This is a genomic window from Pseudomonas sp. Ag1, from assembly GCF_000278565.1.
Lineage (GTDB): Bacteria > Pseudomonadota > Gammaproteobacteria > Pseudomonadales > Pseudomonadaceae > Aquipseudomonas.
On the sequence record NZ_AKVH01000106.1, the window covers coordinates 167569 to 181203 of the forward strand.

Consider the following 13635-nt stretch of genomic DNA (forward strand, 5'->3'; position numbering starts at 1 on the left):
TGTTATCTCACAGGGAATGCTGTAAAGGGGCGGCTCACGTTGTTTTTGTCAAACCGGACTTCGGCTTTGTTCATGTTTTCCGAATATTTTGGATTTTGTTTGTCTTTACTATTCGGCCTGTATCCATGTCCTGCTCCTGGTAACTCCATAACGACTACTGGGTTGCCTTCATTGTCAAAACCTGTAGATGAAGGATTTTTACCCTGCATCTTATACAAAGCTTTATTGATTGCATGAAGCTGCACTTTCCAACTTTTAAATTGAGAGCTTGAACTTGTTTTTCCTTTTTTGCCATTGGTTGGGTTAGTTCCATCTATCGCACGTTGCTTCATAGCCCTGCCCGGTATTTCTGGTCCATGCTTGACTACAGTATGCATGTCGTATTTCTTTTCAAATTCTAATACCCGCCTTTTTGCATTTGCCTCCGTTAGCTCGTCAATTTTTGTCCGGCGCTCGGCTTGCGTTTGTTTGGGTAGAGGCGGCTCGCTGTCATCAACTTTCGCAGTCGGTTTTTCTACGCCTGCACTTGGTTTACACCCATCCCCTCCCGGACAGGTACTTAACCCCAACGGATCCACCCACCCCGTCGGGTTGGGCACGTACTGGTATCCGTTCAGCCCGCCCGCCAGCTTCACGGGATCGGGCGTCAGGTAGCGGCCAATATCCGGATTGTAGTAGCGATGTCGGTTGTAGTGCAGCCCGCTTTCCGGGTCGAAGTAYTGGCCCTGGAAGCGCAGCGGGTTGGTAACGGTGTTGACGTCCAGCTTCGCGATTTGGCCGTAGGCGCGGTAGTGCGCTGACCAGACRATTTCGCCATCGGGCGCGGTGAGTTYTTGTGGCGTGCCCAGGTGGTCGAGTTGGTAGTGGAAGGGTTTTACGTTTCCCGGCCCATAGCCTTTCAGCAGCGCTAACGGGCGAAAGCTGTTGGGTTCGTAGATATAGCTTTGGTGGTGATCAGCACTGTGTTCGGCAATCAGCGTGTCGCCTTGCCAGAAGAACTCGGTGGTTTGGCTTTTTATCGTTTTGGCGATACGCCGACCAAAYGGRTCGTAGCGRTAGCTGGCCTGKRTKCCGTCCGGYTGGGTGACGCTGATCAGGCGATGCTGACAGTCGTARCKGTATTCGGTAACYAACTGYTGMGCCYGRCCCCGGCGTTCCCGCAGGAGGTTGCCGAAAGCGTCGTAGTCGTAATGRCGGTCRCCTTGCATCARCAGGCGRTTGCCTTTGACGACGCTSGGMCCKACGCGGTCTTGCATCAGCAGGTTGCCCGCCGGRTCGTGGACGAAGCGTTCCTGCAGGTCGTGCGAGTGGTTGGCGCGGGTCAGKCGGTCGAGTGGGTCGTAGTGGTAGTCGTGCTGRCCTTTKCGRGTGTCGAGRATGCGGGTSAGGTTGCCGCGTTTGTCGTAGTCGTATTGGCGGCGCTGSTGGCGTTGTTCCTGTTGRGTGATSGCGTGGGCGTGCAGGCGGCCCTGGTCGTCRTAGTGGTAGTGGCTGAGGAGTTGGCCYTGCTGGCGYTGRTGTTCRCGGCCGGATTTGAACAGGTGCGAGGTGAGCAGGYTGCCRTTSAGTTCGACGGTGSCGAGGTCGCCACCTTTGTCGTRGTGGAAGGCGAGGCGGTTGTTGTCKGGCAGSCGCAGGTAGTTGAGTTGSCCGCATTCGTCGTAGCGGTAGCGCAACGTGCCCCAGCCCTGGTGTTCGGCGGTGAGGCGGTTTTGCAGGTCGTATTCGTAATGCAGCGGCCAATGACCGTCGTCGACGCTGAGAAGGTTGCCGAGACGGTCGTAGGTGTAATCGACAATGCTGCGGTCGGGCAGGGTTTTTCTTACCAGGCGACCGGCAGCATCGCGCGCATAACCGGTAACCAACTGACTGCCGTCATCGCCGTATTCGGTCTTTTCCAGCAGATGCCCGGCGAGGTCGTAGRCATAGGCGGTGCGGCGMCCATCAAACCCGRTTTCCTGCTGTATCAGGCCGTTGGCGTGGTACTCAAGCCGGTAGGTTTCCCCAACCTCATTTTCGATCTCGGTGAGTAACAACCGAACATTGTCGTAGCGGTATTTGAGCTGCGTGCCGTCCGGATTAATCCGACGGCTGATCAGGTGTAGGCCGTCGGCATATTCGTAGCGCGTRACCCGMCCCAGCTCRTCRCGCTCGGCAGTGATTTTTCCGTACGGGTTGTAGCTGAATTCGCGAGTGCCACCGCCCGGCTGAATCACCTTCAGCAAACGACCYACGGCGTCCCACTGATACTGGGTCAGCGCACCATGCTCATCCTCGCAAGCCACCTGCCGCCCCAGCTCGTCATAGCGATAACGCCGCACACCGCCATTCGCCAGTTTTTCYTCAATGAGCTGGCCGCGTTCGTTCCAGATAAAGCGTTGGCTGCTGTTATCCGGATACCAAACACCCGTGAGCTTTCCGTGTTGGGTGTAGGTGTATTCGGTGTAATTGCCRTCCGGATCAGTCTTGCGAGTGATATCGCCTTGATCGTTACGCTGGTATTTCCACACCGCGTCACCACGGCGCACAACCCGTACGAACCCGTTGTCATGCTCGTAGGACGTCGGCRTATCGTCCCCGGGAAACAGCGCAATCAACCGACCGGCTTCGTCGTACTGATASGCCGTCACCGCCCCCAGCGGATCCTGCTCGACCGTCAGCCGGCCTTTTTCRTCGTAGGATTTGAAGTGCTGCGCGCCGTCCGGATCGATCCGCTGCACCAGCCGTGCRCGCTGGTCGTGTACGTAGACTTCCTGGCTGCCATCGGCGTTGTGYACRGTGACMGTGCCGTTGTCRTCCCACACATACCGSGTGTCCATCTGCGAAAAGCTGGCCCAGTGGCGGACGCATCGCGCCGCCTTGCCAGACCGTTCCCACTCCCAGAAGAAACTCGCCCCACCGGCCAGTTCCCGCTCCAGGATCACCTGCTGATCGTCGTAYCGATAACGCTCGCTTTCGCCGACAGCGTTGGTCGCTTCGATCAACCGCCACGCATCGTCGTACTTGTAGGCAACAACGTTCTGCTCGGTAACCCAGTCCAGTTCCCGCTGCACCTGATAGTCGACGGCAACGATATGTCGGCGGTCATACCGCAGCAGCAATCCTTGACCAACGCCGTTATCAATCCGCTGAATCCGCCCGGAATAGTCACGGGAAATACGCAGCCGGTTGTCATACGCATCGCTGATCGCCGTCAGCACACCGTCACGGAAGTGGTAGAAAAGCGACGCCTGAGCCAGYACCCATTCATCCGGCAAAGCACCCMGATAAATCGCCGCTTCCGCCAGGCTATTGGTGATCGCCGGCCGTSCAGCAGAGGGCAGGGGAAAGGTGGTGCTGCGGTTYTCGTGATCGGTCCACACCACCGATTCRCCGCTCACCWCCAACCGCTGMGCCAGCGCATGACTCCAGCCAAACCCCAACCCGCAATCCAYTTCCACGGCACTGCTGCGATACAACCGCGTCCAGGCAAATGGCAGSACACCCTCCAACGAGCCRTCYGTGAGGGTCAGCAGTTCCTCACCAGTAACCATCGATACCGGGCAGCCATTCGTACAGGTGCTCGCCGAACAAGCCGACGCATCCCCATTGGGGTTTTTCGCCGAAGCAGGCACATCATCCACAGGCTCCTGCTTCACCAGCGCCGTGCGTGCCGTCTTCGGTTCCCGCACCATCGGTGCCGGGTTGGAAATCTCGTCCACGCCAGCCTTCAACGGCACCGCCGCAGCCTTCACCGGTACTGCCTGACTCTGAAGCGATAACGGCTTAAGCACCTCCGCATGCCTATCCAGCGGGGCCGTACCGCCCAACTTGGCAATCTGCTCCAACCACTCCCGTGCCCGCTCGGACCTGACCTTGCCCAGCACCTGCGCGCCCAGCCGTACCGCCACACCCATACCGCCGGTAGCCCACAGCAACAGCAGGTTGAGCAACACCTCGGTGGTGATTTCCCCGAGCAACTCAAGCATGTAATGCGGCGGCAGCATGCGCATCCAACTGACCATCGCGGACAGGTAGATGAACAGCAGCGGCTCGTCGCTGAGAATCAACAATCCTTTGGCAATCGCCTCATGACTGAGCTTCAGGAGCGCTCCAAGCTCGGCTTGGGAGAGGTACTGCAGGAGCTTTTCGCTGTTGGGCTTGATGTCTGCCAACCACTGGTACAGCTGCGCAATACCGTCCCAGAGACCGTAAAGCACGTTTTCAAAGCCCCGCGCATAAGCCAGTTGCAGCGAGGTGTAGCGCTCGCCATAACCCGCCTTGGAATAGCTCTCCCATATCGGCTTGAACGTGCTCGTCCACTGACCGCGCAAGTTGCCTTCCAGCGAGCTGAGCTCGGACTGATAGGAGGCATACAGTGCCTTGATGTGATCCCTGGAAACGTTGGGGTAAAAGCTGACTCGATACTGCCGGTCGACGGTGCACTCGGTGACTTCGAGAATGCCGCTGGGGCCGATGGTTTTATGGATGGGGTCGCCGAGGGCGCCACCGTCTTGCGCGACTTCCTGCAGCATCACCGGCGTATTGCCGATGGGCACGAACCGTGTGCTCTGGAACATGTGCACCAGGGTCAACGGTGAGTTGGCCTTGCAGGTCGCGACGGTGCTGGCGGGATACAGGGAACGGGTGATGGGCGCGACCAGCGAAACCTCGTCGCCTACCTTGAACACCTGCTCGACATCCAGTGCCGAAAAGCTCCAGAAGCTCTCGGCCCACGCGTCGTAGGTGTTCAGGCAATGTGTGAAGTCGTTGAGAGCCCCATCGACGTCGCGCGTCTTCGGGTCCATCGCCGCCACGACCAGAAAGCCTATGGCGGGATTCAAGAGGCAGCCCCATCGGGCAGGGCATTAATCGAAAAAAACATCGGCGTTCCCTCGCGCTGTGTGATCAGGCGAGGGACTTTGCAGAGGTTCTCAGGGCAGGGGAGTAGAGGTTATCCGGCAGTTCGGTAGGACGTTTCGTTAAACCTCCGGCAAGGTCGAGCCGCCATCCACCACCAGCGTCTGCCCAGTGATATAGCCCGCCAGGTCCGATGCCAGGAACAGCATTGCCCCGGCAATATCCGACGGTGCGCCCAGCCGTCCCAGCGGTACCCGGCTGGCGATCTGTGCATTTACCTGGTCATCCCCCAGGTTGCCCATGGCCGGGGTTGCGATCATGCCGGGCTCCACCCCGTTGACTCGCACATTCAAACCGGCCAGTTCCAGCGCCGCATTGCGAATGAACCCGTTGACCCCGGCCTTCGACGCCGCATAGTGACTCAACCCCGGAAACGCAACCCGCGGCCCCGTGACAGACGACGTAACCAGCACGCAGCCCCGACCCTGACGGCGGAACATCGGCAGCGCCGCCTGGGTCAGCCAGAACAACGCCGAGAGGTTGACCGCCAAGGTACGGCCGAGCATCGCCGGAGTGATCTCGGCAAAGGGCGTCAGCGGAAAATACCCGGCGTTATGCACCAGAATATCCAGCCGCCCCCAGTCGTGTTCCACCCCTGCAATCAGCTCGAAAACCGCAGCCGCATCCGCCAGATCCACCGTCACCGCTTCCACCTGGCAGCTGCGCCCGCACAGCTCCAGCGCGAGCGCCTCTGCCAGTTGCAGGTCGGCGATCATCACCCGCGCGCCCCGCAGAGCAAACGCTTCGACGATGGCCCGACCAATACCCTGGGCGCCACCCGTTACCAATACGTTGCGACCAGTGAAATCCAGGTCTTCATTCATGACGCTGCTCCATACGCGCATAGGCCAGCGTCGGCACATCGACAATGCTTGAGCCCCCGTCCGCCACCAGCGTCGCACCCGTAATGATCGACGCGTCACTGGAGGCCAGGAAGCGGCACACCCTGGCGATTTCTTCAGCGCTGGCCGGCCGGCGCAACGGCACGTCGGCGCACACCCGGTCATAGGCGTGTTGCAGCGTTTCGCCATAAAAGTCCATCAACGGCTGCATCTCCTCATCCGCCATCGGCGTGCGCACCCAGCCGGGGCACACCGCGTTCACCCGCACCCCGCGCGGGCCGTAATCCCGCGCCAGCGAGCGATTGAGCCCGAGCAAGGCATGCTTGGCCGTGGTGTAGCCGCACACCTCGGGCCCGGCAGCCAGTGAGGCAATCGAACCCATCAGCACGATGTTCCCGCCACTTTCCAGCAGCAGCGGCAAACACGCCCGCGCACTGTAGAAGGCGCTGTCGAGGTTGCTGCGCAGCGCCGCTTCCCAGGTCTGCGGGCTGGTGTCGGTGGCGCTGCCCACGCCATGGCCGCCCGCACAGGCCAGCAGCACGTCGATCCGCCCATAGTGCTGGCGAATCTGCGTAATAAAACCCTCCCAGGTCTGCGGGCAGGCCGCATCACCCACCAACACCAACCCCCCGGTTTCCCGCGCGACCTGCTCCAGCGGTTCGCGACGACGGCCGATCAGTATCAACTGCGCACCCTCGGCAGCATACAGCCGGGCGCACGCAGCACCGATGCCCGTGCCGGCCCCGGTGATCACAATCGTGCGCGGCTCAGTCATCAGGATGTTCCGTGCGATTGAGCACCTGGCAGTATGAACTGATGGGAAAGTTCGATAGCTCATCGAAGGAGGCGTCGGCATAGCCAAAGATCTTGCCGTCGCTGCGGTGCTGTTGCAGGTCGATCAGCACCAGGCCAAGGGTAGGGATGATTTTTTCGCGCCAGACGAACAGGTAGAGCTGGTCGGCGATCTTGTAGTAATCGCAGCGGTCGGTGTCGCACAGGCCCTGCTCGACACCCTTGAGGCATTGCCAGGCGTAGAACTGGTGGTTGAGGTAGATGTGCTCGTAGACCTCGCTCGGGCTGTAGCGGTACTGGTTGCGCAGGCCGATCAGGTCGGTGGTTGGTGCGTGGGGGCATTGGCCTGGCTGCCACGGGCGGTCGAGGCTGCCGTGGAGGAACTCCACTTCCACCGACGTCAGCGGCTTGCCGGCAAGGGCGCGGCTGTAGAGGCCTTCGCGGGTTTGTTCCTGGGTGGGCATGCGCCCGAGCACAGCGGTGAACGAAGCGCTGGCGGTGTCGAGCACCAGGCTGACCGACCAGGCCTGCGTGCCTTCGCGCTTGATGAAATCCACCAGGTACAGGCCGGGGCGCACGGAGGTCGCACGGTAGGTGGCGCTGCCGCTGGAGTGACCGTCGGCTGCAGCCCAGGAGAGCCTGTCGCGCTCGAAACGGTGCTCGATCTGCCAGCCATTGGCGAAGTGCAGGGTGAAGACCTTGCCGCTCAGGTCGGCCAGGTTCGGCAGGATAAATGCCTCTGGGGCGAAGCCGTCGGCCAGGGCGCCCACGGTGATCCAGTCAGAAGGGGTGGTCATTTGCGAAGCTCCGGTTGGGTGGGTGAACACCACGAATCATCGCGCCCGGGAGCAGGCGCGGGTATCAACCGGATGGTTGAGGCGAACTACAGGAAAAGACTTCCCACCAGTTCTGTGCGACTGCTGACGCCGGCCTTGCGAAACAGGTTGATCAGGTGGGTCTTGATGGTGGGCAGGCCGACATCCAGCTCCTGGGCCAACTGTTTATTGCTGGCGCCCTGGCGCAACAGCAGGGCGATCTGGCGCTCCTTGGGCGTCAACCCGGCCAGCGCCTCTTCAGTGGGCTGCATGTTGGCCACCGCCAGTTGCAGCAAGGTTTGCAGGGCGTTCAGTTGGGCCAGTTGCTCGCCGGTGAAAGCGCCCTGGTCGGCGGTGCGCAACAGCGAAATCGCCGCCTGGGGCTGGCCGGCCCGCTGGGCGAAAATCTCCACCACATCGACCACGCCATAGCGCCGCAGAAAATCCCCATAGCGCCGGGTATCCCGCGCCGGCTGGCGGGCCATGGCAACGCCCAGCGGCACCACCGCCAGGCCACTGGACAGGCAGTTGCGCGGTTGCAACGGGTCGAATTGGCGGTAGTTGTCGAGGTAGTCGCGGTGCATTTCGCCGCTCATGCCGTGCAACTGGAAATCCCGGGCTTGCAGCTGGCGGTCGACGCAATAGAACGCGGCCTGGCTGACCGGAATCAAGCGGGTGAAAGCCTGCAGGCACTGGCCGGCGACTTCGTGGGCGGGGAGAGCGTGCATGGGTGGGCACCTGCGCCAAAAGGCTGCCGACGGGTGCCGGCAGCCGGGGCTATCACACCACGGCGAAGTAGTGTTTGACGAAACTTTCGCTGACCACTTCCCACAGCACCGGGGTGCCCTTGGTCACGAACCAGCTGTCACCGGCCTTGTAGCGGGTGCTCTGGCCGGTGGATTCGTCGGTGAGTACCACTTCGCCGGTGACCACGGTGGCCTGTTCGGCAAACGGGTAGACCATGCGGAACTTGCCCTGGGTGGTGCCGAAATAGGCGCTGCTGACCGGGTCGGTGGGGGCACCGAAAGTCATTTTGCCGAAGGCCCGGACTTCGCCTTCGAGGATGGTCGAGCCGAGGTCGGCGACGGTGCCCCAGGCGTCGAGTTCGGATAGCTGGATGTCTTTCTTGAGGGTAACGAGGGTCATGGCAGTTGCTCCTGATGAGAAAAAATTAGTGACCAACTGTAGGAGCGAGCTTGCTCGCGAAGGTCGTCAACGATGACGTTGGCGTCCTGGATTAACGCGGCGCCCTTGGGTTTTTCGCGAGCAAGCTCGCTCCTACAGGTGTCAGGCGTGGGATTTAGCGGCGGCCGTTCCAGTAACCGGAGAGCTGGTGCCAGGATTTGCCGGCGGTAAGCAGCAGCGGGCGGATCGCGTCCTTGCCGATGATGGTCGGGCGATGGATCGAGCTGACCAGGTCATACCGCGCCGAGCCTTCGCTCATGCCTTCGGCCAGCACCTTGCAGATGATGTGGCTTGGGGTCACGCCGAAGCCCGAATAGCCCTGCACGTAGAACGCGTTGCTGCGCCCGGGCAAGGTGCCGACCTGCGGGAACAGGTTCGGGCTGCAGGCCATCGGGCCGCCCCAGGCCAGGTCGATCTTCACGTCCTTGAGGTACGGGAAAATCTTCAGCATCAGGTTGCGGTTCCAGGCTTTCAAATCGCCGGGAATGTGCTCCACCAAAGGCGTGGCGGCGCCGAACAGCAGGCGGTTTTCGTTGGTGACGCGGTAGTAGTCGATCACCGGGCGAATGTCGCTGTAGGCCCCGCGAATCGGGCTGATACGGTTGATCAGCTCTTCTGGCAACGGCTCGGTCATCATCTGGAACGCGTAGGTGTTGATGGTAGAGCGGTGCAGTTCCGGCTCCAGCTTGTTGAGGAAACTGTCGCAGGCCCACAGCAGCTTGCTGGCCTTGACCGAACCGCGGCCGGTGCGCACGGTGATGCGCTCGCCATAACTGACTTCCAGCGCCGGGCTGTTCTCGAAAATTCGCACGCCGTGGCCGGCCAGGGCCTTGGCTTCGCCCAGCAGCAGGTTCAACGAGTGCACATGCCCGCCGCCCATGTGCAGCAGGGCGCTGCTGTAGGCGTCGGAGCCGATGATCTGCCTGACGTCGGAGCCGCCAAGAAAGCGGATCTCGTGTTGGGTGTTGATGGATTTGAAGTCTTTCTCCCAGGCGCGCAGGGTCTTTTCCTGGCGGGCGTTGAAGCCCATGTAGCCATAGCCGTGGCAGAAGTCGGCATCGATGTCGTACTTGGCGATGCGGTTCTTGATGATGTCGGCGCCCAGGTCGCTGATCTCGAAGATCTGGCGCAGGCCGTCTTCACCCACGTCCTTCTTGATCTTTTCCAGGTCGTGGCCAATGCCGGCCATGATCTGCCCACCGTTACGCCCGGTTCCGCCGAAACCCAGGTAACGCGCTTCCAGCACGACGATGTTGGTGATGCCTTTTTCGGCGAGCTCCAGGGCGGTGTTGATCCCGGAAAAGCCGCCACCGATGATCACCACGTCGGCTTCCACGTCCTGCTCCAGGGTGGGGAAGCTGAGGTTGTATTTCTTGGTCGCCGTGTAATAGGTCGGCGTTTCGATATTGATCATTGCGCTGCCTGACAGTGAAGAGCTAATGAGTGTATTAAGGCCGTTGGCGCGCTGGATGTCTTGATTCTGTGTGCCGCCGGTTTTGATCCTGCGCGCCAGAGCCTTCGCCGGCTTCACAAGTTATAGCGTGAGGTGGGGAGGAGAGTGTTAGAGTTTCGTTAAAACATTAACTAAATCTATCGTGACCCTGAGCCTATGTTGAAACCCAGACAATCCCTGACCCTGACCTTGCTTCAGGCCCGTGAAGCGGCCATGAGTTTTTTCCGGCCCTCGCTGAATGAGCATGGGCTGACCGAGCAGCAATGGCGGGTTATTCGAATTCTCAGCCAGCATGACGAGCTGGAGATTTACCAACTGGCGGAACTGGCGTGCATTCTCAAGCCGAGCATGACCGGCGTGCTGGTACGCATGGAGGCGGCGGGGATGGTGCACCGGCGCAAGGCCGAGCAGGATCAGCGGCGGGTGCTGGTGACGCTGGCGGAGAAGGGCAAGGCCAGTTTCGAGTCGATGAGCCAGTGCATGGAGGAGAATTACCAGCGGTTGCAGGAGCAGTTCGGGGAGGAGAAGTTGCAGGTGTTGCTGGGGTTGCTGGATGAGTTGAAGACTATCAAGCGCTGACACACCGCCGATCCAAATGTGGGAGCGGGCTTGCTCGCGAATGCGGTGGGTCAGCCAACAAACCTGGCACTGATACACCGCTTTCGCGAGCAAGCCCGCTCCCACATTTTGGATCTTTGTAGTTTCAGAGCGTCAGTACACGCCGCCGGTAATGGCCGGTGCCGCAGTGTCTTTGAATTTCGCCGCCAACCCCTGCAACCCGCGCATCAACACCGTCGTATCCACCCCTACCGCCACAAACGCTGCCCCCAGCTCGATATACCGCCGCGCCAGTTTCTCATCCGCACTCAAGATCCCCGCCGCCTTGCCGGCTTTTTGAATCCGTACGATAGCGTCCTCAATCGCTGCCTGCACCTCGGGGTGCCCCGGATTCCCCCGATGCCCCATGGCCGCGCTCAGGTCCGCCGGGCCGATAAACACCCCGTCCACTCCGTCAACCGCCGCAATCGCATCGAGGTTGTCCAGGCCTTCACGGTTCTCGATCTGCACCAGCAGGCACATCTGCGCATCGGCCTCATCCAGGTAACCGGGAATACTGTTCCAGCGCGACGCCCGCGCCAGCGCGCTGCCCACGCCCCGTACACCACCCGGTGGATAACGCATCGCCCGCACCAGCTGCCGTGCCTGGTCAGCCGTCTCCACCATCGGCACCAACAGCGTCTGCACGCCGATATCCAGCACCTGCTTGATCAACGCCGTATCGCCGATCACCGGGCGAATCACCGGTTGGCTGTCATAAGGCGCGACAGCCTGCAGTTGGCCGAGCATGCCGCGCAGGTCATTGGGCGCGTGCTCGCCGTCGATCAGCAGCCAGTCGAACCCGGCATTCGCCGCCAGTTCGGCGCAATAAGCGTCCGCCAAACCGAGCCACAGGCCGATCTGGGTCTCGCCACGTTGCAGGCGTTGCTTGAAACGGTTGATGGGCATGTCCATGAAACAGTCCTCCAGTGTTCAGACAAAGCGGCAGGAGATGGACCCCAGCATGTCGTAATCGACATGGAAGGTGTCACCCGGATTCGCCGCCACCGGGCGGGTGAAGGAGCCGCCGAGGATGATCTGGCCGGGTTGCAGGGTGACGTCGTACGGCGCCAGTTTGTTCGCCAGCCAGGCCACGCCCTTGGCCGGGTGGTTGAGCACGGCAGCCGACACCCCGGACTCCTCGATCACCCCGTTGCGGTACAGCACCGCCGGCACCTTGCGCAGGTCGATCTCGGTGGGGCGCACGGCGCGGCCGCCCATCACCACGCCGGCATTGGCGGCGTTGTCGGAAATGGTGTCGAACACCTTGCGGGTGGCGTTGGTGTGCGGGTCGATCTGCTGGATGCGGGCGTCGATGATTTCCAGCGCCGGGATCACCCATTCAGTGGCATCGAGCACATCGAAAATCGTGCAGTTCGGGCCCTTCAGCGGCTTGCCGAGGATGAACGCCAGTTCCACTTCCACCCTCGGCACGATGAAGCGCTCGAAGGGGATGTCGGTGCCTTCGTCGAAGAACATGTCATCGAGCAGGGCGCCGTAATCCGGCTCGGTGATGTTCGACGACACCTGCATCGCCCGCGACGTCAGGCCGATCTTGTGCCCGACCAGCTTGCGCCCGTCCTTGATTTTCCGGGCCACCCAGGCGCGCTGGATGGCGTAGGCGTCTTCAATCGTGATGTTCGGATGCTCCAGGGAAAACTGGCGCACCTGTTCACGGGAACGCTCGGCCTGGTCGAGGCGGGCGGCGGCTTGCTGAATAAGGGCTTGATCAAGCATGACAAAATCTCTACTGGGGATTGACGATGGCCGCATGGGTGCGCAGCACCAGCAGGCCGCCGAGGGCGATAAGCAGCGCCAGCACGTACAGGGCCAGGCTCGCGCTTTGGGTGGTGTCGCGCATCCAGCCGATCAGGTAGGGCGCGAGGAACGAAGCGATGCTGCCGAACGAGCTGATCAGCGCGATGCCGGCCGCCTGGGTGCTGTTGGACAGGAATGCCGGCGGCAATTGCCAGAACATCGGCAGCGCAGCGCTGGCGCCCATGCCGGCGAGGATCAGGCCACCCAGCACCAGGGTCGGGTTGGTGGGCGAGAGCCCGGCCACCGCAATACCGATGGCCGACATCAGCAACGGCACGCACAGGTGCCAGCGGCGTTCGCGGTTGCGGTCGGACGAGCGCCCGCAGCCGATCATGAAGAAGCACCCGGCCAGATACGGTACGGCGCTCAGCAGGCCGACCTGGCTGTCGCGGCCGATGCCGGCGCCGTGGATCAGGGTGGGCATCCAGAACGCCAGGGTGTTCACCGCCAGCATCACCGCGAAGTACACCGCCACCAGCAGCCACACCTGCGGGTCACGCAGGATGCCGCCGAAGGAGGTGATGGATTTGCGCTGTTCTTCAGTGCTCAGTTGCTCGCGCAGTTGTTGCTTTTGCGCGGGCTCCAGCCACTTCACGGTTTCGAAGCTGTCGGGCAGGTATTTCAGGACGACTAGGCCGAGCAGCACCACCGGGGCGCCTTCGATCAGGAACATCCACTGCCAGCCCCGCAGCCCGCCGAAATCATGGAAGTTCTCCAGGATCGCACCGGACAACGGGCCACCAATCACACCGGCCATGGGCACGGCAATCGCAAACAGCGCGGTGACTTGCGCCCGGCGGCGGGCCGGGTACCAGCGGTTGAGGAACACCAGGATCCCCGGGAAGAAGCCGGCTTCGGCCACCCCCAGCAGAAAGCGCAGCACGTAGAAGCCCGTGGAGCTTTCGATCCACAGCATGCTGGTGGAGAGCACGCCCCACACCACCATCAGGCAGGCGATCCAGCGCCGTGGGCCGACCCGGTCCAGGGCCATGTTGCTGGGTACGCCGAACAGCGCGTAGGCGATGAAAAACAGGCCGGCACCGAGGCCATACACCGTGTCGCTGAAGTGCAGGTCGGTGCTCATCTGCATCTTGGCGAAGCCGATGTTGATGCGGTCCAGGTGGGCAAACAGGTAGCAGATCAGCAGCAACGGCATCAGTCGCCAGGTGACGATGCTGTGGGTGCGCTGATGTTCGATCAGGGTGGTGCTGTCGGCGGTATTGGCTGTGCTCAT

General features: G+C 61.5%; 11 protein-coding genes. 1 reads left to right on the forward strand and 10 read right to left on the reverse strand.

Annotation, left to right across the window (positions count from 1 at the left end; all coding sequences use genetic code 11):
- Positions 1–2: 2 nt before the first annotated feature.
- The 7 genes from A462_RS09765 to A462_RS09735 all read right to left on the reverse strand — a co-directional run bounded on the left by A462_RS09765 (position 3) and on the right by A462_RS09735 (position 9947).
- Positions 3–4787: an RHS repeat-associated core domain-containing protein gene (locus A462_RS09765; protein ID WP_008437175.1), complete on the reverse strand. Its 4785-nt coding sequence runs from the start codon at positions 4785–4787 to the stop codon at positions 3–5.
- Positions 4788–4961: 174 nt separating this feature from the next.
- On the reverse strand, positions 4962–5723 hold the full coding sequence (locus A462_RS09760; RefSeq protein ID WP_008437176.1) for an SDR family oxidoreductase: 762 nt from the start codon (positions 5721–5723) through the stop codon (positions 4962–4964).
- On the reverse strand, positions 5716–6516 hold the full coding sequence (locus A462_RS09755) for an SDR family NAD(P)-dependent oxidoreductase (RefSeq protein WP_008437177.1): 801 nt from the start codon (positions 6514–6516) through the stop codon (positions 5716–5718). The genes A462_RS09760 and A462_RS09755 overlap by 8 nt, the downstream gene beginning before the upstream one ends.
- Positions 6509–7330 carry a molybdenum cofactor biosynthesis F family protein gene (locus A462_RS09750; protein WP_008437178.1) on the reverse strand — a complete coding sequence of 274 codons (822 nt, stop codon included), beginning with the start codon at positions 7328–7330 and terminating at the stop codon, positions 6509–6511. The genes A462_RS09755 and A462_RS09750 overlap by 8 nt, the downstream gene beginning before the upstream one ends.
- 86 nt (positions 7331–7416) lie before the next feature.
- Positions 7417–8076 (reverse strand): helix-turn-helix transcriptional regulator, encoded by a 660-nt coding sequence (locus A462_RS09745; RefSeq protein ID WP_003209871.1) that lies wholly within the window; start codon positions 8074–8076, stop codon positions 7417–7419.
- Positions 8077–8128: 52 nt separating this feature from the next.
- The gene (locus A462_RS09740; RefSeq protein ID WP_003209872.1) at positions 8129–8494 is read right to left on the reverse strand and encodes a cupin domain-containing protein; all 366 of its coding nucleotides are present in this window, start codon (positions 8492–8494) and stop codon (positions 8129–8131) included.
- Positions 8495–8648: 154 nt separating this feature from the next.
- Complete coding sequence (locus A462_RS09735) at positions 8649–9947, reverse strand: NAD(P)/FAD-dependent oxidoreductase (RefSeq protein WP_008437180.1); 1299 nt, start codon at positions 9945–9947, stop codon at positions 8649–8651.
- Between the two features lie 195 nt (positions 9948–10142).
- Here A462_RS09735 and hpaR point away from each other — a divergent pair, with 195 nt between their 5' ends.
- A complete protein-coding gene (hpaR, locus tag A462_RS09730) occupies positions 10143–10565 on the forward strand; it encodes a homoprotocatechuate degradation operon regulator HpaR (protein ID WP_003209875.1) in 423 nt (140 codons plus the stop codon).
- A gap of 132 nt (positions 10566–10697) precedes the next feature.
- Here hpaR and hpaI read toward each other — a convergent pair whose 3' ends face one another.
- Genes hpaI through A462_RS09715 form a run of 3 tightly spaced genes read right to left on the reverse strand, consistent with a single transcriptional unit; the run spans position 10698 to position 13635 of the window.
- Complete coding sequence (gene hpaI / locus A462_RS09725; protein WP_008437181.1) at positions 10698–11498, reverse strand: 4-hydroxy-2-oxoheptanedioate aldolase; 801 nt, start codon at positions 11496–11498, stop codon at positions 10698–10700.
- Positions 11499–11516: 18 nt separating this feature from the next.
- Positions 11517–12320: a 2-oxo-hept-4-ene-1,7-dioate hydratase gene (hpaH, locus tag A462_RS09720; protein WP_008437182.1), complete on the reverse strand. Its 804-nt coding sequence runs from the start codon at positions 12318–12320 to the stop codon at positions 11517–11519.
- 10 nt (positions 12321–12330) lie between these two features.
- Positions 12331–13635: an MFS transporter gene (locus A462_RS09715; RefSeq protein WP_008437183.1), complete on the reverse strand. Its 1305-nt coding sequence runs from the start codon at positions 13633–13635 to the stop codon at positions 12331–12333.